Origin of the sequence: Streptomyces cellostaticus (assembly GCF_023630175.1) — a bacterium.
In the GTDB taxonomy this organism is placed as follows: domain Bacteria; phylum Actinomycetota; class Actinomycetes; order Streptomycetales; family Streptomycetaceae; genus Streptomyces; species Streptomyces cellostaticus_A.
Window position 1 is genome coordinate 1 of record NZ_JALLIN010000013.1, and the last position, 17,234, is coordinate 17,234.

18 protein-coding genes and 1 riboswitch are annotated in these 17,234 nt (G+C 73.1%); of the genes, 9 read left to right on the plus strand and 9 right to left on the minus strand.

Going from position 1 to position 17,234, the window contains the following annotated elements; genetic code table 11:
- Nucleotides 1–89: 89 nt before the first annotated feature.
- Both MXD57_RS10540 and MXD57_RS10545 read right to left on the minus strand, forming a co-directional pair.
- Entirely contained in the window at nucleotides 90–1,316 is a 1,227-nt protein-coding gene (locus MXD57_RS10540) for an NAD(P)/FAD-dependent oxidoreductase (protein WP_250401088.1), read from the minus strand.
- 32 nt (nucleotides 1,317–1,348) lie between these two features.
- A complete protein-coding gene (locus tag MXD57_RS10545) occupies nucleotides 1,349–1,699 on the minus strand; it encodes a hypothetical protein (protein ID WP_250401089.1) in 351 nt (116 codons plus the stop codon).
- Nucleotides 1,700–1,751: 52 nt separating this feature from the next.
- Nucleotides 1,752–1,863, plus strand: a riboswitch (TPP riboswitch).
- On the opposite strand from MXD57_RS10545, the gene thiO reads away from it, so the two are divergent.
- The 6 genes from thiO to MXD57_RS10575 all read left to right on the plus strand — a co-directional run bounded on the left by thiO (nucleotide 1,861) and on the right by MXD57_RS10575 (nucleotide 7,991).
- Nucleotides 1,861–3,021 (plus strand): glycine oxidase ThiO, encoded by a 1,161-nt coding sequence (gene thiO, locus MXD57_RS10550; RefSeq protein WP_250401090.1) that lies wholly within the window; start codon nucleotides 1,861–1,863, stop codon nucleotides 3,019–3,021. It overlaps the preceding riboswitch by 3 nt.
- A 2-nt stretch (nucleotides 3,022–3,023) precedes the next feature.
- Nucleotides 3,024–3,224: a sulfur carrier protein ThiS gene (thiS, locus tag MXD57_RS10555; RefSeq protein ID WP_250401199.1), complete on the plus strand. Its 201-nt coding sequence runs from the start codon at nucleotides 3,024–3,026 to the stop codon at nucleotides 3,222–3,224.
- A 2-nt stretch (nucleotides 3,225–3,226) separates the two neighbouring features.
- Nucleotides 3,227–4,021 carry a thiazole synthase gene (locus MXD57_RS10560; protein ID WP_250401091.1) on the plus strand — a complete coding sequence of 265 codons (795 nt, stop codon included), beginning with the start codon at nucleotides 3,227–3,229 and terminating at the stop codon, nucleotides 4,019–4,021.
- Nucleotides 4,022–4,506: 485 nt separating this feature from the next.
- The gene (pknB, locus tag MXD57_RS10565; protein ID WP_250401092.1) at nucleotides 4,507–6,432 is read left to right on the plus strand and encodes a Stk1 family PASTA domain-containing Ser/Thr kinase; all 1,926 of its coding nucleotides are present in this window, start codon (nucleotides 4,507–4,509) and stop codon (nucleotides 6,430–6,432) included.
- Between the two features lie 65 nt (nucleotides 6,433–6,497).
- Nucleotides 6,498–7,400, plus strand: coding sequence for a deoxyribonuclease IV (locus tag MXD57_RS10570; RefSeq protein WP_250401093.1), 903 nt, complete (start codon nucleotides 6,498–6,500; stop codon nucleotides 7,398–7,400).
- A gap of 75 nt (nucleotides 7,401–7,475) precedes the next feature.
- On the plus strand, nucleotides 7,476–7,991 hold the full coding sequence (locus MXD57_RS10575; RefSeq protein ID WP_250401200.1) for a DUF4396 domain-containing protein: 516 nt from the start codon (nucleotides 7,476–7,478) through the stop codon (nucleotides 7,989–7,991).
- A gap of 19 nt (nucleotides 7,992–8,010) precedes the next feature.
- On the opposite strand, the gene MXD57_RS10580 is transcribed toward MXD57_RS10575, so the two are convergent.
- Nucleotides 8,011–8,643 carry a sulfite oxidase-like oxidoreductase gene (locus tag MXD57_RS10580; RefSeq protein WP_250401094.1) on the minus strand — a complete coding sequence of 211 codons (633 nt, stop codon included), beginning with the start codon at nucleotides 8,641–8,643 and terminating at the stop codon, nucleotides 8,011–8,013.
- 168 nt (nucleotides 8,644–8,811) lie between these two features.
- Here MXD57_RS10580 and bfr point away from each other — a divergent pair, with 168 nt between their 5' ends.
- Nucleotides 8,812–9,300 (plus strand): bacterioferritin, encoded by a 489-nt coding sequence (gene bfr, locus MXD57_RS10585; RefSeq protein ID WP_250401095.1) that lies wholly within the window; start codon nucleotides 8,812–8,814, stop codon nucleotides 9,298–9,300.
- Between the two features lie 61 nt (nucleotides 9,301–9,361).
- Here bfr and MXD57_RS10590 read toward each other — a convergent pair whose 3' ends face one another.
- Complete coding sequence (locus tag MXD57_RS10590) at nucleotides 9,362–9,586, minus strand: (2Fe-2S)-binding protein (protein WP_250401096.1); 225 nt, start codon at nucleotides 9,584–9,586, stop codon at nucleotides 9,362–9,364.
- Nucleotides 9,587–9,724: 138 nt separating this feature from the next.
- On the minus strand, nucleotides 9,725–11,077 hold the full coding sequence (locus MXD57_RS10595) for a class II 3-deoxy-7-phosphoheptulonate synthase (protein ID WP_250401097.1): 1,353 nt from the start codon (nucleotides 11,075–11,077) through the stop codon (nucleotides 9,725–9,727).
- Between the two features lie 105 nt (nucleotides 11,078–11,182).
- Here MXD57_RS10595 and MXD57_RS31995 point away from each other — a divergent pair, with 105 nt between their 5' ends.
- Both MXD57_RS31995 and MXD57_RS10600 read left to right on the plus strand, forming a co-directional pair.
- Nucleotides 11,183–11,239 (plus strand): trp operon leader peptide, encoded by a 57-nt coding sequence (locus MXD57_RS31995; RefSeq protein WP_374114683.1) that lies wholly within the window; start codon nucleotides 11,183–11,185, stop codon nucleotides 11,237–11,239.
- A 104-nt stretch (nucleotides 11,240–11,343) separates the two neighbouring features.
- The gene (locus MXD57_RS10600; protein ID WP_250401098.1) at nucleotides 11,344–13,260 is read left to right on the plus strand and encodes an anthranilate synthase family protein; all 1,917 of its coding nucleotides are present in this window, start codon (nucleotides 11,344–11,346) and stop codon (nucleotides 13,258–13,260) included.
- 49 nt (nucleotides 13,261–13,309) lie between these two features.
- Here MXD57_RS10600 and MXD57_RS10605 read toward each other — a convergent pair whose 3' ends face one another.
- From MXD57_RS10605 to MXD57_RS10620, 4 genes are all read right to left on the minus strand, one after another.
- A complete protein-coding gene (locus tag MXD57_RS10605) occupies nucleotides 13,310–14,338 on the minus strand; it encodes a 6-phosphofructokinase (protein ID WP_250401099.1) in 1,029 nt (342 codons plus the stop codon).
- A 124-nt stretch (nucleotides 14,339–14,462) separates the two neighbouring features.
- On the minus strand, nucleotides 14,463–15,140 hold the full coding sequence (locus tag MXD57_RS10610; RefSeq protein WP_250401100.1) for a response regulator: 678 nt from the start codon (nucleotides 15,138–15,140) through the stop codon (nucleotides 14,463–14,465).
- A complete protein-coding gene (gene macS, locus MXD57_RS10615; protein ID WP_250401101.1) occupies nucleotides 15,137–16,369 on the minus strand; it encodes a MacS family sensor histidine kinase in 1,233 nt (410 codons plus the stop codon). Before macS ends, MXD57_RS10610 begins: the two co-directional genes overlap by 4 nt.
- Nucleotides 16,370–16,398: 29 nt before the next feature.
- A complete protein-coding gene (locus MXD57_RS10620) occupies nucleotides 16,399–17,142 on the minus strand; it encodes a lysophospholipid acyltransferase family protein (RefSeq protein ID WP_250401201.1) in 744 nt (247 codons plus the stop codon).
- Nucleotides 17,143–17,234 lie beyond the last annotated feature (92 nt).

A 17,234-nucleotide genomic window follows, 5' to 3' on the forward strand; every position in this document is an offset into this window, starting at 1 on the left:
GGGGGCGGGGGGTCCCCCCCGGCCCCCCCCGGCACCAGGGAGTGTCGTGTGGATCAGCTCGGGGCCGACCTGACCCGAACGACACCCCTCTAGTCCAGTGTGGCGTTCTTCAAGGGCCTCGCCGGGTCGGCCAGCGCCTCGGCGTCCATGCGGCGGCCCGCCTCGATCAGCCGCCGGCCCTGGGCCAGGTCGCGGGGCCGGCCCACGGCCAGCAGGGCCACCAGCCGGTCCTCGCGCAGCCAGCACACGGACCAGGCCGGGCTCTCCGGATCGCCCCGCCACACCATGCGGTCGGCTACGGCGTGGTGGCCGGCGTACTGCACGAACCGGCCGAACTGCTCCGACCAGAAGTAGGGCACCGGGTCGTAGACGGCCGGGATCTCGCCGACGATGTTCGCGGCGACCGTGCGCGGCCCCTGCAGGGCGTTGTCCCAGTGGTGGACCAGCAGCCGGGCGCCGTAGCGGGCGGACGGGAAGGAGGCGCAGTCCCCGACGGCGTACACGTCCTCGACGGAGGCGCGCAGCCGGTCGTCGGCCGACACCTCGCCGTGCGCGCCCAGCTCGATGCCGGAGCCGGCCAGCCAGGCGGTGGCCGGGCGGGCGCCGATGCCCACCACGACGGCGTCCGCGGGCAGCCGGGTGCCGTCGTCGAGCAGCACCGCGCCGGGCTCCACGCGCGCCACGCGCGCGCCGGTGCGCAGTTCGGCGCCGCTGTCGGCGTACCAGGCGGTCATGGGCGCGGCGACCTCGGCGGGCAGCGCGCCGGCGAGCGGCCGGTCGGCGGCCTCCACGACGGTCACGGCGCAGCCCGCCTCACGGGCGGCGGTGGCGAACTCGGCGCCGATCCAGCCGGCGCCCACGACCACGATGTCGTGCTGCCGGGCCAGCACCGGCCGCAGCCGTTCGGCGTCGTCCAGGGTGCGCAGCAGATGGACGCCGGGCACCCCCTCGGTGCCGGGCAGGGTGACCGGTTCGGCGCCGGTGGCGAGGACCAGGGCGTCGTACGGCACGGGACCGGCCTCGGTGTCCAGCTCGTGGTCGGCGGGACGTACGCCGAGCGCCGCGCAGCCGAGCCTGAGTCCGATGCCCAGGGACTCGAAGTCCACGTCGAACGCGGAGCCCTCGGCCGTGCCGAGCAGCACCGCCTTGGAGAGCGGCGGCCGGTCGTAGGGCTGGTGGGGCTCGGCGCCGATCAGGGTGACGGTGCCCGTGAAGCCCTGTTCCCGCAGGGCCACCGCGGTCTGCACCCCGGCCATGCCCGCGCCGGCGACGACCACGCGCCGCGGCGTGCCCTGCTGTGCTGTCTGCTCGCTCACCCGACCACCTTAGACAACTGACGCAACGTCAGTCAGGGGGCGTGCTCGGCGACCTGCTCCACCACGCTGGTCCCGGCGCCGTCCTGCGACTCCCACTCCCAGGTCTCCTCCAGCCGCACCCGCCCGTCGGGCAGCTCCACGACCGTCGACACACAGTGCCCCGAGGACGTGGTTCCGTCCTGCTTGAGCTGCACGTACCGGAAGTCCAGCCGGTCGCCCTCCCGGGTGCCGACCAGGTGGCCGCGCACCACGTCGCCGCCCGCGTACTCGGCCCAGACCTCCCCGTCCCGCTCGTGGTAGGCGAAGCGGGTGCGCGTGCCCACCTGGCCCGGGGCCTGGTCCGCCACCGGGGCGAGGAGGAGTCCGTCGAGCGAGGGGGCCATGGGGCGGGGCTCCTTACGGGGTGGGGGCGCCGAGGGCTAGGGTGGCCACCGTACAAGCACTCGCGGGAGCCCGGACGGACCGGGCTGAGAGGGAGGCTGGCGGCCTCCGACCGTACGAACCTGATCCGGGTCATGCCGGCGAAGGGAGGGGCTGGACGCCCATGCCGTCACGTACGTGCGACGTCCTCGTCATCGGGGGCGGGATCATCGGCCTGGTCACTGCCTGGCGCGCCGCGCAGCACGGGCTCGCCACCGCCGTGGTGGACCCCGAGCCGGGCGGCGGGGCCGCCCGGGTCGCGGCCGGGATGCTGGCCGCGGTCACCGAACTGCACTACGGCGAGGAGGAACTGCTCGCCCTCAACCTGGAATCGGCCCGCCGGTACCCGGACTTCGCGGCCGAACTGACCGAACTGACCGGTCGCGGCCTGGGCTACCGGCGCTGCGGCACCCTCGCCGTGGCGCTCGACTCGGACGACCGCGCCCACCTGCGCGAACTGCACGCGCTGCAACGGCGCTCCGGGCTCGACTCGCAGTGGCTGTCGGGGCGGGAGTGCCGGCGCCTCGAACCCATGCTCGCACCCGGGGTGCGGGGCGGGCTGCGGGTCGACGGCGACCACCAGATCGACCCCAGGCGGCTGGCGTCCGCCCTCGTGGACGCGTGCGAGCGGGCCGGGGTGGTGTTCCACCGGTGCTGGGCCGAGCGGCTCGACGTCGCCGGCGGCCGGGCCGCCGGCGTCACCGCGGCGGACGGCACCCGGCTGGGCGCGGGGACGGTGGTGCTCGCCGGCGGCAGCCTGAGCGGACGACTCGCGGGCGTCCCGGACGACCTGCTGCCCCCGGTGCGGCCGGTGAAGGGGCAGGTGCTGCGACTGACCGTGCCCCGGCGGTACGCGCCGTTCCTGAGCCGTACCGTGCGGGCGGTGGTGCGCGGCGGCCAGGTCTACCTGGTGCCCCGGGAGGACGGTGAACTGGTCGTCGGCGCGACCAGCGAGGAGCTGGGCTGGGACACCACGGTGACCGCGGGGGGCGTGTACGAGCTGCTGCGCGACGCCCACGAGCTGGTGCCCGGGATCACCGAGCTGCCCCTCACCGAGACCCGGGCGGGGCTGCGGCCCGGCTCCCCCGACAACGCCCCGCTGCTCGGCCCGTCCGGGCTCGACGGACTGCTGCTGGCCACCGGGCACTACCGCAACGGGGTGCTGCTCACGCCGGTCACCGGCGATGTCATGGCCGCGCTGCTGACCGGCGGCGAACCACCGCGGGCGGCGCGCCCGTTCACCCCGGAGCGCTTCGGCGCCGCACTCCTGGAGCAGCCCGCATGAGCATCCGTGTCTCGGTCAACGGCGAACGCCGGGAGATCGCCCCGGGCACCGCGCTGGACGCGCTGGTCAGGACACTGACCGCGGCGCCGTCGGGGGTGGCCGCGGCGGTCAACGAGACCGTCGTACCGCGCGCGCGGTGGGCGGCCACCGCGCTCCTCGACGGCGACCGTGTCGAGGTCCTCACCGCCGTGCAGGGAGGCTGAGCATGACCGACGATCCCTTCGTGGTGGGCGGGGTGCCCCTCGGGTCCCGGCTGATCATGGGCACCGGCGGCGCGCCCAGCCTAGACGTGCTGGAGCGCGCGCTGGTCGCCTCCGGCACGGAGCTGACCACCGTGGCGATGCGGCGGGTCGATCCCGGGGTGCACGGCTCGGTGCTGTCGGTGCTGGAGAAGCTGGGCATCCGGGTGCTGCCGAACACCGCGGGCTGCTTCACCGCCGGCGAGGCCGTGCTGACGGCCCGGCTGGCCCGTGAGGCGCTGGGCACCGACCTGGTGAAGCTGGAGGTCATCGCCGACGAGCGCACCCTGCTGCCGGACCCGGTGGAACTGCTGGACGCGGCGGAGGCGCTGGTCGACGACGGCTTCACGGTGCTGCCGTACACCAACGACGATCCCGTGCTCGCGCGGAAGCTGGAGGACGTGGGCTGCGCGGCGGTGATGCCGCTGGGCTCCCCGATCGGCTCCGGGCTGGGGATCCGCAACCCGCACAACTTCGAGCTCATCGTGGAGCACGCGCGCGTGCCGGTGATCCTGGACGCGGGCGCCGGTACGGCCTCGGACGTCGCGCTGGCGATGGAGCTGGGCTGCGCCGGTGTGATGCTCGCCTCCGCCGTGACCCGCGCCCAGCGGCCCGAGACGATGGCCGCGGCCATGCGGCACGCCGTGGAGGGCGGGCGGCTGGCCCGGCTGGCGGGCCGGATCCCGCGCAGGCACTTCGCCGAGGCGTCCTCCCCCACCGGGGGCCGGGCCGACCTGGACCCGGAGCGGCCCGCGTTCTAAGGGCTGTCCCGTGATCCCCGGTGGGGGCGGCGCGCGGCGTCGGATGCGGTGCGTCGCACGGCGGAGGGTCGTCCTCGTACGGGGCGTATTAGGGCGATCCGACAACGCGGCGAGGTGCCGTGGGCCGTCGTCGTGCGCCCGCCGGGGATCGCGGGACAGCCCTCAGTACCGCGTCGGCCGAGGTTCCCCCGTCGAGGAGCGGCGTCCGGCGGGTGCTCACGGCGTGCGGCCGGAAGCCCTCGTACCGGGTGCGCTCGGGCCGTCGGCCGGTGCGGCGGGCGTGCCCGCCGGACGCCGCGACGGGGCGCACCGCGGCCGGCGCGGCAGCAGTGCCGTGAGGGTTCGCCCGTCCCGTCGGGGCGCGCCTTCGCCGACGGTCGGCACCGGCCGGGCGGCCCGCGGGGACGGTCACAGCTCTGCTGCAGTACGTCACCGGAACGGCGCAGCGTGCGGCGGTGTCCGCCGGTCCTCGTAGACTCGCCTGCGTGGATACGACCCTTCAGGACCCGCTGGTCGGGCAGGTGCTCGACGGACGCTATCGCGTCGACGCGCGGATCGCTGTCGGCGGGATGGCCACGGTCTACCGGGCCCTGGACACCCGTCTGGACCGCGTGCTCGCGCTCAAGGTGATGCACCCGGCGCTGGCGGCCGACGGGTCGTTCGTGGACCGGTTCATCCGCGAGGCCAAGTCGGTCGCCCGGCTCGCCCACCCCAACGTGGTGCAGGTCTTCGACCAGGGCACCGACGCGTCGTACGTGTACCTGGCGATGGAGTACGTCGCCGGGTGCACGCTGCGGGACGTGCTGCGCGAGCGGGGGGCGCTGCAGCCCCGGGCGGCACTGGACATCCTGGAGCCGGTGCTGGCGGCGCTCGGCGCCGCGCACCGGGCCGGTTTCGTGCACCGCGACATGAAGCCCGAGAACGTGCTGATAGGCGACGACGGGCGGGTCAAGGTCGCCGACTTCGGGCTGGTGCGGTCGGTGGACACGGTGACCAGCACCACGGGTTCCGTCCTCGGGACCGTGTCGTACCTGGCGCCCGAGCAGATCGAGCAGGGCACCGCCGACCCGCGGGTCGACGTGTACGCCTGCGGCGTCGTGCTCTACGAGATGCTGACCGGCGGCAAGCCGCACGCGGGGGACTCCCCCGCCCAGATCCTCTACAGGCACATCCACGAGGACGTGCCGCCGCCCTCCGGGCTCGTGCCCGGGCTGCCGCCGGAGCTGGACGAACTGGTCGCCTCGGCGACCGCGCGCACCCCGGACCTCAGGCCGGACGACGCCGCCGCGCTCCTCGGCCAGGTGCTGCGGGTCCGTGCCGGGCTCAGCACCGGTCAGCTCGACGCCGTGCCGCCGCAGGCGCTGTCCGCGCAGCACGACAACGCCGGGGACCGTACGAGCGTGATCCCGCGCTCGCTGACCGTGCCCCGGCCGCTGCCCGTGAACGAGGACGAGGGCCCGGCGGACGTCCGGCGCACCAGCCGGCTGCAGAGCCCGCCGGTGCCCGAACGCCGGGGGCCGCTCCGGCCGGGACGCCGGCTCGCCGCCCTGGTCGCCGCCGTGCTGGTGGTCCTCGGCGTGGGCGCGGGGTTCTGGTACATCAATTCCGGGCAGTTCACCAAGGTCCCGCCGCTGCTGGCCAAGACCGAGGAGCAGGCGACGGCGCGGCTGGAGTCGTCCGGGCTCCGGGTCAAGGAGATCAAGCGCGAGTACAACGACACGGTCGGCAGCGGCACGGTCATCAGCTCCGATCCGACGGCCGGGGCCCGCATCCGGGGCAACGGCTCCGTGACCCTGGTCATCTCCCGGGGCCCGGAGATCGTGAAGGTGCCCGACCTGCGCGGGGTGCCGCTGGCCGAGGCTCGGCCGCGGCTGAAGTCGGCCGGGCTGGAGCCGGGCATGGTCGACCGCGCGTTCAGCGACAGCGTGGACCGGGGCTCGGTGATCGGCACCGACCCGGAGGCGGGCACCGAGCGGCACGCGGGCTCGGCGATCGCGCTCCTGGTCAGCAAGGGCAGCCCCGTCGACGTGCCGGACGTCACCGGCGAGGACCAGGACAGCGCGCGGCAGGACCTCGAGGACGCGGGTCTGAAGGTGAGGATCTCCGCGCAGCAGGTCAACTCCGAGTACGACAAGGGCCAGGTGGCCCGGCAGTCCCCGGGGGCGGACAGCCGGGCCGCCGAGGGCGACACGGTGACGCTGACCCTGTCCAAGGGCCCGGTGATGGTGGCGGTGCCGGACGTGGTCGGGTCGAGCGTGGACGACGCCAAGCAGCGGCTGGAGGCCGCCGGCTTCGAGGTGAGCGAGGACCGGGGTCTGCTCGGCCTGTTCGGCGACACCGTGAAGAAGCAGTCGGTGGACGCGGGCCGGAAGGCGCCCAAGGGGTCGACGATCACGATCACCATCCGCTGACCGGTGAGCGGGATCACCGCAGACCGCCGGCCCGGCGGAGCGGGACGGCATGACACCCTGAACGGGTGACCTCTCAGCAGTCCCGCTCCGCCGCCCCGCCCCTCTCCGGCCCCGCCCGCAACCCGATCGGCGGACACGTTCCCGTGGCCGGCGGTCTGCACTCGGTGGGGCTGTCCTACGCCCGGGAACTGAACGCCGAGGCCGTGCAGGTCTTCGTCGCCAACCCGCGCGGGTGGGCCACACCGGCCGGGAACCCGCGGCAGGACGAGGCGTTCCGGGAGGCGTGCGCCGCGGAGTCGCTCCCGGCGTACGTGCACGCCCCCTACCTGATCAACTTCGGCTCGCACACCGAGGCGACCGTGGAGCGTTCGGTGGAGTCGCTGCGGCACTCGCTGCGGCGCGGGCGGGAGATCGGGGCGCTCGGCGTGGTGGTGCACACGGGCAGCGCGACCGGCGGGCGGACCCGCGAGGTGGCGCTGGAACAGGTGCGCGCCCGCCTGCTGCCGCTGCTGGACGAGCTGACCCACGACGACGACCCGTTCCTGCTGCTGGAGTCGACCGCGGGGCAGGGCGCCTCGCTGTGCTCGCGCACCTGGGACTTCGGACCGTACTTCGAGGCGCTGGACGCCCATCCGAAGCTCGGCGTCTGCCTGGACACCTGTCACGTCTTCGCCGCCGGACACGACCTGGCCGGCCCCGGCGGCATGCACCGGACCCTCGACCTGCTGGTCGACACCGTCGGCGAGGGCCGGCTGAAGCTGATCCACGCCAACGACTCCAAGGACGTGACCGGTGCGCACAAGGACCGCCACGAGAACATCGGCGCGGGCCACATCGGCGAGGACCCGTTCCGCGCGCTGATGAACCACCCGGCGACGGCGGGCGTGCCGCTCGTCATCGAGACTCCCGGCGGCAAGGAGGGGCACTCGGCGGACGTGGAGCGGCTGAAGAAGCTGCGGGATTCCTGACCGCGTAGGAATACCCCTAGGGGGTATGGGGTTGCCATGGACACAGGAACCGCCCGTCCGGCATTGGGGGACCCCATGGAGCACACGGCACAGACCGGGCACCACCAGCAGCACGACCAGGGATCCGGGCACGGCCAGGGGCCCGGACACGGCCCGGCGAGCTGGGCGACGGCCGCGCAGGCCACCCTGCACTGCCTCACCGGCTGCGCCGTCGGCGAGGTGCTCGGCATGGTCGTCGGCACCGCCGCCGGCTGGGGCAACCTGCCGACCACGCTGCTGGCGATCGTCCTGGCCTTCTTCTTCGGCTACTCGCTCACCATGCGCGGGGTGCTGAGGGCCGGCGTCGACCTGCGGACCGCGATCCGCGTGGCCCTGGCCGCGGACACCCTGTCCATCGCCGTGATGGAGCTGATCGACAACGGTGTGATCCTGGTCTGGCCGTCCGCGATGGACGCCACGCTCGGCGACGCGCTGTTCTGGATCTCGCTGGCCGTCTCACTGGTGATCGCCTTCGCCGTGACCACCCCGGTCAACAGGTGGACGATCGGTCGGGGCAAGGGGCACGCGATGGTGCACCAGTACCACCACTGACCCGGCAGGGGCGCCGGGATCAGAGCTCGGGACCCTCCCCGGGCTCCTCCTGGTACGAGTAGCGCTGCTCCTTCCAGGGGTCGCCGATGTTGTGATATCCGCGCTCCTCCCAGAAGCCGCGCCGGTCGGCGGTCATGTACTCCACGCCGCGGACCCACTTGGGGCCCTTCCACGCGTACAGGTGGGGGACGACCAGGCGGACCGGGAAGCCGTGTTCGGCGGTGAGGAGCTCGCCGTCCTTGTGGGTGGCGAAGATCGTGCGGTCGGAGGCGAAGTCGGCGAGCCGCAGGTTGGAGCTGAACCCGTACTCCGCCCACACCATCACATGGGTGACGTCCGGGGCCGGCGGCGCGAGGTCCAGGACCGCGCGGGCCGGGACACCGCCCCACTCCGCGCCGGTCATGCTGTACTTCGTCACGCAGTGCAGATCGGCCACCACGGTGGTGTAGGGCAGCGCGGTGAACTCCTCGTGGCCCCAGGTGCGCTTGTCACCGTCGGCGGTGGCGCCGAAGACCCGGAACTCCCAGCGCTCGGGCCGGAACTTCGGTACCGGGCCGTAGTGCGTGACCGGCCAGCCGCGCTGCAGCCGCTGCCCCGGCGGAAGCTCGGGCCCTGCCGCTTCTCCAGACGCTCGCTCCACCGGATGACCCATGTGTCCATCCTGACAGACCTCGGGCAGTGCCCTTGACCACCCTCCCCCAGGTCGGACAAACGCCATCAAGCCGCCACTTAAGTAATCAGTACTCACTTACTGGACGATCTTCCCGGCCGGTGAAATCATGCGGCGACCTGGTTCGACCACTTGAAGGAGTCCATCGCGATGCAGGGCGACCCCGAGGTCATCGAACTGCTCAACGAGCAGCTGACCGCCGAGCTGACCGCGATCAACCAGTACTTCCTGCACGCCAAGCTGCAGGACCACAAGGGATGGACGAAGCTCGCCCAGTACACCCGGGCCGAGTCGTTCGACGAGATGCGGCACGCGGAGGTGCTCACCGACCGCATCCTGCTGCTGGACGGCCTGCCGAACTACCAGCGGCTCTTCCACGTGCAGGTCGGGCAGACGGTGGCCGAGATGTTCCGGGCCGACCGGCAGATCGAGGTCGAGGCCATCGACCGGCTGCGCCGCGGCGTCCAGCTCATGCGGGAGAAGGACGACATCACGTCGGCCAACATCTTCGAGGCGATCCTGGCCGACGAGGAGCACCACATCGACTACCTGGACACCCAGCTCGAACTGGTGGACAAACTCGGTGAGGCGCTGTACCTGTCGACGGTGATCGAGCAGAGCCAGCCCGACCCGTCCTGACCGGGCGCCGGGGGCCTCGCCACGCACTGCGCGGCCGCGCGGGGCGGCGCCGGGCGCGGCGTCAGGCCGCGTCGTCCAGCCGGTCGAGGGCCGGCGCGTGCCGGTCGATCAGTTCCCGGCGGGGGCAGGCGCCCCGGCCGAGCAGCGCCTGGATGCGCCGTACGCAGCCGCCGCAGTCCGTGCCCGCCTTGCAGGCGGAGGCTATCTGGCGGGGGGTGCAGGCACCGTCCTCCGCGTGCTGCTTGACCTGGGCCTCGGTGACGCCGAAGCAACTGCAGACGTACACGCGGATTCACCTCCCGACGGGATCGCTGTTGTCATGCCGTCCCGTTTTCCGGTGAGGCAAACCTAACCTTACCCATCGCGTCGGAAGCGCAAAAGTACGCGGGGCGCGGATCCGGTGTGATCCGCGCCCCAGATCACCTCACTGGTCCCGGTACATCTCCGCGACCAGGAACGCCAGGTCGAGGGACTGGCTGCGGTTCAGCCGCGGGTCACAGGCCGTCTCGTAGCGCTGGTGCAGGTCGTCGACGAAGATCTCGTCGCCGCCGCCCACGCACTCGGTGACGTCGTCGCCGGTCAGCTCCACGTGGATGCCGCCCGGGTGGGTGCCGAGCTCCTTGTGGACCTCGAAGAAGCCCTTGACCTCGTCGAGCACGTCGTCGAAGCGGCGGGTCTTGTGGCCGGAGGCCGCCTCGAAGGTGTTGCCGTGCATCGGGTCGGTCACCCAGGCCACCGTGGCACCGGACGCCGTGACCTTCTCGACCAGCTCGGGGAGCCGGTCGCGGATCTTGTCGGCGCCCATGCGGACGATGAAGGTCAGCCGGCCCGGCTCCCGCTCGGGGTCGAGCCGGTCGATGTAGCGCAGCGCCTCCTCGGCCGTGGTGGTCGGGCCGAGCTTGATGCCGATCGGGTTGCGGATGCGCGAGGCGAACTCGATGTGCGCGCCGTCCATCTGCCGGGTGCGCTCGCCGATCCACACCATGTGCCCGGAGACGTCGTAGAGCCTGCCGGTGCGGGAGTCGACCCGGGTCAGGGCGGACTCGTAGTCCAGCAGCAGCGCCTCGTGCGAGGAGAAGAACTCGACGGTCTTGAACTCCTCCGGGTCGGTGCCGCAGGCCCGCATGAAGTTCAGCGCGCTGTCGATCTCCCGCGCGAGCTGCTCGTAGCGCTGCCCGGACGGGGAGGACTTCACGAAGTCCTGGTTCCAGGCGTGCACCTGGCGCAGGTCGGCGTAGCCGCCGGTGGTGAAGGCGCGCACCAGGTTCAGGGTCGAGGCCGAGGCGTTGTACATGCGCTTCAGCCGCTCGGGGTCCGGGACGCGGGCTTCCTCGGTGAAGTCGAAGCCGTTGACGGAGTCGCCGCGGTAGGTCGGCAGCGTCACACCGTCCCGGGTCTCGGTCGGCTTGGAGCGCGGCTTGGAGTACTGGCCGGCGATCCGGCCCACCTTGACCACCGGCACGGAGGCCGCGTAGGTCAGGACGGCGCCCATCTGGAGGAGCGTCTTGAGCTTGTTGCGGATGTGGTCGGCGGACACCGCGTCGAAGGCCTCGGCACAGTCGCCGCCCTGGAGGAGGAACGCCTCTCCCTTGGCGACGGCCGCCATCCGGGCGCGCAGCTGGTCGCACTCGCCCGCGAAGACGAGCGGCGGATACGACTCGAGGTCCGCGATCACTGCGCGCAGAGCCTCGGTGTCGGGGTACTCGGGCTGCTGCGCCGCGGGCAGGTCTCGCCAGGTGTTGCCAGCGCTCGCGCTGGTCTTAGCGTTCACGGTCACCCCTCAAACATTACGGGGTCGTGTCGCATGCTCTTCGTCCGGCTCGAAGGATGAGACGGACTGTTTGTCCCGTGGACGCCGGGCCGGTGCGGTAGGGTTCCTGCCGTGTTCGCGCTTTCGATCCAGAACTGGTGGTGGACCGCTCATCCGGCGGCCCGCTGACTGCGCGTACCCAAGACTTCGCGAAGGCCGCCCGAGGGGCGGCCTTCGGCGTTTCCGGGGCCGTTCCTCTCCGTCACACAGACGACCGAGAAGGAGCCCCACCCGTGAACCTGCAGGACCTGCTGTCCGACCCCCGCCCCTTCGCCCTGCTCCGCCGGCGCACCCCGGGCCGCGACGAGCACCCGGTGGAGCTGCTGCTCGGCCCCGTCTCCGCCCGGGACGAGCTGGCCGACCTGCCCGACGAGGGCCTTGCGCTCATCCCGTTCCGGCAGATCCGCGAGCGCGGCTTCGACGTCCGGGACGACGGCACCCCGCTGCTGGTGCTGACCCCCGAGGAGTCGTACGAGATCCCGCTCGACGAGGCCCTGAGGTCGCTGCCCGGCCACGAGGTGCGGGTCGAGGGCGGGGGATTCGACGTGGACGACGAGGAGTACGGCGCGATCGTCGCACGGGTGCTGCGCGAGGAGATCGGCCGGGGCGAGGGCGCCAACTTCGTGATCCGCCGGACCTACGAGGGGGACGTCCCCGGCTTCGGGCGGGCGGACGCGCTGGCGCTGTTCCGGCGGCTGCTGGCGGGCGAGCGGGGCGCGTACTGGACGTTCGTCGTGCACACCGGGGACCGGACGCTGGTGGGTGCCAGTCCCGAGGTGCACGTGCGGATGTCGGGCGGAGGAGCCGGGGGCGGAGCGCTCCCGGCCGAGGGGGGCGGCGGGAGACGGGCGGGCACCGTCGTGATGAACCCGATCAGCGGGACGTACCGCTATCCGGCCGGGGGGCCGACGCCGGAGCACCTGCTGGCCTTCCTCGCCGACGGCAAGGAGATCGAGGAGCTGTCCATGGTCGTCGACGAGGAACTGAAGATGATGTGCACCGTCGGCGACATGGGCGGGGTGGTCGTCGGACCGCGCCTGAAGGAGATGGCGCACCTCGCGCACACCGAGTACGAGCTGCGCGGGAAGTCGTCGCTGGACGTGCGGGAGGTACTGCGGGAGACCATGTTCGCGGCGACGGTCACCGGGTCGCCGGTGCAGAACGCCTGCCGGGTGATCGAGCGGCACGAGACCGGTGGCCGCGGCTACTACGCGGGCGCGCTGGCCCTGCTCGGGCGGGACTCCGGCGGCGCCCAGACGCTGGACTCCCCCATCCTGATCCGCACCGCCGACATCGCCGCCGACGGACGGCTGCGCGTGCCGGTCGGCGCGACGCTGGTGCGCGGCTCCGACCCGGCGGGCGAGGTGGCCGAGACGCACGCGAAGGCGGCGGGCGTGCTCGCGGCCCTCGGGGTGCGGCCGTCCGCGCCCCGCACGGGGAGCAGGCACCCCCGGCTGGCCGACGATCCCCGGGTGCGGGCCGCCCTGGACGGGCGCCGGGCCTCCCTCGCCCCGTTCTGGCTGCGGATGCAGGAGCGCACCGAGGCTCTCGCCGGGCACGCGCTCGTCGTCGACGGCGAGGACACCTTCACGGCGATGCTGGCGCACGTGCTGCGGTCCGCCGGGCTGGAGGTGACCGTCCGGCGCCACGACGAGCCGGGGCTGCGGCAGGCCGCGCTCACGCACCCGGGGCCCGTGGTGCTGGGGCCGGGCCCGGGCGACCCGTCCGATCCGGCCGACCCGAAGATGCGGGTCCTGCGGGACCTCGCCGCCGCCCTGATCGGGGAGCACCCGCACGGCGTGCTCGGGGTCTGCCTGGGGCACGAGCTGATCGCGGCGGAACTGGGACTCGAGATCGTGCGCAAGGAGGTCCCGTACCAGGGGGCGCAGACCACGATCGACCTGTTCGGGCGGCCGGAGACGGTCGGCTTCTACAACAGCTTCACGGCGCGCTGCGACGACGAGGCCGCCCGGGAGCTGGCCGCGCACCACGTGGAGGTGAGCCGGGCGGGCAACGGGGAGGTGCACGCCCTGCGGGGCCCGGGGTTCGCCGGGGTGCAGTTCCACCCGGAGTCGGTGCTGACCCTCGACGGGGCGGCGGTGGTGCGGGAGCTGATCGGCGCGCTGCGCGGGGTGAGCCGGGCGGGCTGACGGCGGGGCCCGGGGACCGGACCGCGGTCCCCGGGCCCCTGCCGCGCGGTCAGCCGAAGAACACCCCGGCCTCGTCGTAGAGCTTCGGGTCGACCGTCTTCAGTCTGGCCGTGGCCTCACCGATCGGGACCCGCACGATGTCGGTGCCGCGCAGGGCGACCATCTTGCCGAAGTCGCCGTCACGCACGCAGTCGATGGCGTGCAGGCCGAAGCGGGTGGCGAGCCAGCGGTCGAAGGCGCTGGGGGTGCCGCCGCGCTGGATGTGCCCGAGCACGGTGGTGCGGGCCTCCTTGCCGGTGCGCTTCTCGATCTCCTTGGCGAGCCACTCGCCGACCCCGGACAGCCGGACGTGCCCGAAGGAGTCCAGCGACTCGTCCTTGAGGACCATCTCGCCGTCCTTGGGCATGGCGCCCTCGGCGACGACGACGATCGGGGCGTACGAGGCCGTGAAGCGGGAGGTGATCCAGGCGCACACCTGGTCGAGGTCGAAGCGCTGCTCGGGGATGAGGATGACGTTGGCGCCGCCGGCCAGCCCCGAGTGCAGGGCGATCCAGCCGGCGTGACGGCCCATCACCTCGCAGACCAGCACCCGCATATGGGACTCGGCGGTGGTGTGCAGGCGGTCGATGGCCTCGGTGGCGATGCCGACCGCGGTGTCGAAGCCGAAGGTGTAGTCGGTGGCGGACAGGTCGTTGTCGATGGTCTTCGGCACGCCGACGCAGGGCACGCCGTACTCGTCGGAGAGGCGTGCGGCCACACCGAGGGTGTCCTCGCCGCCGATCGCGATGAGCGCCTCGACCTCCTGCTTGCCCAGGTTCTCCTTGATGCGGCGGACGCCGCCCTCCTCCTTGAGGGGGTTGGTCCGCGAGGAGCCCAGAATGGTCCCCCCGCGGGGCAGGATGCCGCGCACCGTGGGGATGTCGAGGCGGACCGTGTGGTTCTCCAGTGGACCCCGCCAGCCGTCCCGGAAGCCGACGAAGTCGTATCCGTACTCCTGCACGCCCTTGCGGACGACGCCCCGGATGACGGCGTTGAGGCCGGGACAGTCACCGCCTCCGGTCAGTACTCCCACCCGCATGCCACACGTCCCTTCACCGCGGTCACCTGACGATCACTCACGGTAATGGTGATGTGCGTCACGCGGCGAGAGGCCTGAAGGGTGATTCCGGTGAATTGCGGGGAGACCGCTCGGACGGCGGGACTCACTCCTCGTCGAGGCCGCGCTCGATCGCGTACCGCACCAGCTCGACCCGGTTGTGGAGCTGGAGCTTGCCGAGAGTGTTCTGGACGTGGTTCTGGACGGTGCGGTGGGAGATGACGAGGCGTTCGGCGATCTGCTTGTAGCTCAGGCCCTTGGCGACCAGCCGCAGCACCTCCGTCTCCCGCTCGGTCAGCCGGGGCGCCCCGGGGGAGCCGGTGTCCGGCGCGGGCGCGGGCTCGGCGGCCAGGCGCCGGTACTCCCCGAGGACCAGTCCGGCCAGACCCGGGGTGAACACCGGGTCGCCGACGGCGGTACGGCGCACCGCGTCCAGCAGTTCCCCGGTGGAGGCCGACTTCAGCAGGTAGCCCGTCGCGCCGGACTTCACCGCCTCCAGCACGTCGGCGTGCTCACCACTGGCGGAGAGCACCAGGACGCGCAGCGCGGGGTCGTGGGACACCAGTTCCCTGCACACCGTCACCCCGGGCTTGGCGGGCAGGTTGAGGTCCAGCACGAGAACGTCCGGGGCCACGGCCTTGGCGCGGCGGACCGCCTGTTCGCCGTCGCCGGCGGTGGCGACCACCTCGAAGCCGGACTCGGCGAGGTCCCGGGCGACCGCGTCGCGCCACATGGGGTGGTCGTCGACCACCATGACCCGGATCGTGTCCTGCTGCTGCGTCATCGCCGCTCCGCCTTCCCCCGCGCCGCCGCGGCGCCCTTCGGTACCTTCAACTCGACTTCCGTGCCCTGTCCGGGCACCGAGATCAGCTCGGCGCTGCCGCCGAGGTCGCGCAGCCTGCCGCGGATCGACTGGGCCACGCCCAGCCGGCCCTCGCCCTCGGCCTCGGCCAGCCGGCCCTCGGGGATGCCGGGGCCGTCGTCCCGGACGGTCACGACGACCTCGTCCGGCTCGTCCTCGACCAGGATCCAGGCGCGTGCCCCGGCTCCGGCGTGCTCGCGCACGTTGTCCAGGGCCGCCCCGACCGCCGCCGCCAGCTCCCGCGCGGCCGGCCGGGGCAGTTCGACCGGGGCGCCGGGCTCGGCGAGGCCGGTGCGGGCGTCCGCGTGGCGGGCGAGCAGCGAGCGCAGGTCGACCGGGCCGGCCGGCTCGTCGTCGTGCGCCTCCTCGACGGCGCGTACGACGGCTCCGGCGGCCGGGTCCTCGCAGACCCGGGACACCGGCAGGAGTCCGCCGGAGACCAGCGTGCGCAGCGCCACCTCCTGCTCGCCGGCCAGCCGCCCCAGTTCCGCGGCCTCGCCGCCGATGACCGCACCGCGCCGCTGCACCATCGCCAGCACCTGGAGCACACCGTCGTGGATGTCCCGGGCCAGCCGCTCGCGCTCGCGCGTCGCCGCCTCGATCTCCAGGGCGCGGGCGAGGGTGCGTTCGGAGGCGCGGGCGACCTCCACGACGTAGCCGATGGCGATGGAGGCCACCCAGACCAGGATCACGTTGTGCACGGTGTCCCGGGCCGGGCCGCCGCGCTCCACCAGGTTGACGGCGGCGACGGCCGTGGAGGCCACGGCGGCCCAGCGCCAGCCGCCCTTGATGGCGAAGGCCAGCACCGCGCCGGCGGTCCATATCGACGGCAGGGTCGGGCCGCCGCCCGCGATCCGCTCGTGGTTGTCGGCGAGCGGGGTGAGCAGGATGCCGCTGAGCGCGACGGTCAGGTCGGCGGCCAGGAAACCCCGGGTGCAGTGCGCCGCGCCGGCCACCCTGGGCAGGGTGGCGAGGGTCCACACGACCAGCACGGCGTAGTAGCCGACGGCGACCCAGGGACGCACGAAGTGGTCGTACGCCGTGGCGCACAGGCCGATGGCGTACAGCATCGTCAGCACCCGGTAGCCGGCGAGCGCACGCCACAGCGGCAGTTCGACCGACATCCTCATGACCCGCTCGCGCCTGGGCATGGCCCCGCCCCCGATCCCCCGGTCCCCCGCTAGCTCCCGGCCTGCTTCTTCTCCGCCTTCTCGGCCTTCTCCGCCTCCTTGGCGGCCTTCGCCGCGTCCGCGATCTGCCGCTTGGCGGCGGTCGCGTACATGTCGACGTACTCCTGGCCGGAGAGCTTCATGATCTCGTACATGACCTCGTCGGTCACCGCGCGCAGCACGAACCGGTCGTGCTCCATGCCGTGGTAGCGGCTGAAGTCCAGCGGCTTGCCGATGCGGATGCCCGGGCGCATGAGCTTGGGCATCACCTGGCCGGGCGGCTGGATCTTCTCGGTGTCGATCATCGCGACCGGGATGACCGGCGCGCCGGTGGCGAGCGCCACGCGCGCGAGGCCGCCGGGCTTGCCCCGGTACAGCCGGCCGTCGGGCGAGCGGGTGCCCTCGGGGTAGATGCCGAACAGCTCGCCGCGTTCCAGCACCTCTATGCCGCTCTTGATCGCCGCCTCGCCGGCGCCGCGCGCCCCGGAGCGGTCCACCGGGAGCTGTCCGACGCCCTTGAAGAAGGCCGCGGTGAGGCGGCCCTTGACACCGGGGGTGGTGAAGTACTCGGCCTTCGCGATGAAGGTGACCTTGCGGTCGAGGACCGCGGGCAGGAAGAACGAGTCCGAGAACGAGAGGTGATTGCTCGCCAGGATGGCGGCCCCCTCGGGCGGAATGTTCTCCAGGCCCTCCACCCAGGGTCTGAAGGCGACCTTCAGTGGCCCTCCGATGGCGACCTTCATCGTGCCGTACAACACCCGCGTGCCTCCTGTTTCCGTCGGTCAGACCATAACCCGGAGTGCCGCCAATGGGCCCGACGGCCCTGGTCGGTGTCGGTGCGGTCGCG

Excerpts from the sequence above, each read along its gene's own strand:
- MXD57_RS10545 (WP_250401089.1), bottom strand. The coding sequence starts at position 1,699 with ATGGCCCCCTCGCTCGACGGACTCCTCCTCGCCCCGGTGGCGGACCAG.
- MXD57_RS10560 (WP_250401091.1), top strand. The coding sequence starts at position 3,227 with ATGACCGACGATCCCTTCGTGGTGGGCGGGGTGCCCCTCGGGTCCCGG.
- macS (WP_250401101.1), bottom strand. The coding sequence starts at position 16,369 with ATGCCCAGGCGCGAGCGGGTCATGAGGATGTCGGTCGAACTGCCGCTG.
- thiO (WP_250401090.1), top strand. The coding sequence starts at position 1,861 with ATGCCGTCACGTACGTGCGACGTCCTCGTCATCGGGGGCGGGATCATC.
- MXD57_RS10610 (WP_250401100.1), bottom strand. The coding sequence starts at position 15,140 with ATGACGCAGCAGCAGGACACGATCCGGGTCATGGTGGTCGACGACCAC.
- MXD57_RS10575 (WP_250401200.1), top strand. The coding sequence starts at position 7,476 with ATGGAGCACACGGCACAGACCGGGCACCACCAGCAGCACGACCAGGGA.
- bfr (WP_250401095.1), top strand. The coding sequence starts at position 8,812 with ATGCAGGGCGACCCCGAGGTCATCGAACTGCTCAACGAGCAGCTGACC.
- MXD57_RS10580 (WP_250401094.1), bottom strand. The coding sequence starts at position 8,643 with ATGGGTCATCCGGTGGAGCGAGCGTCTGGAGAAGCGGCAGGGCCCGAG.
- MXD57_RS10605 (WP_250401099.1), bottom strand. The coding sequence starts at position 14,338 with ATGCGGGTGGGAGTACTGACCGGAGGCGGTGACTGTCCCGGCCTCAAC.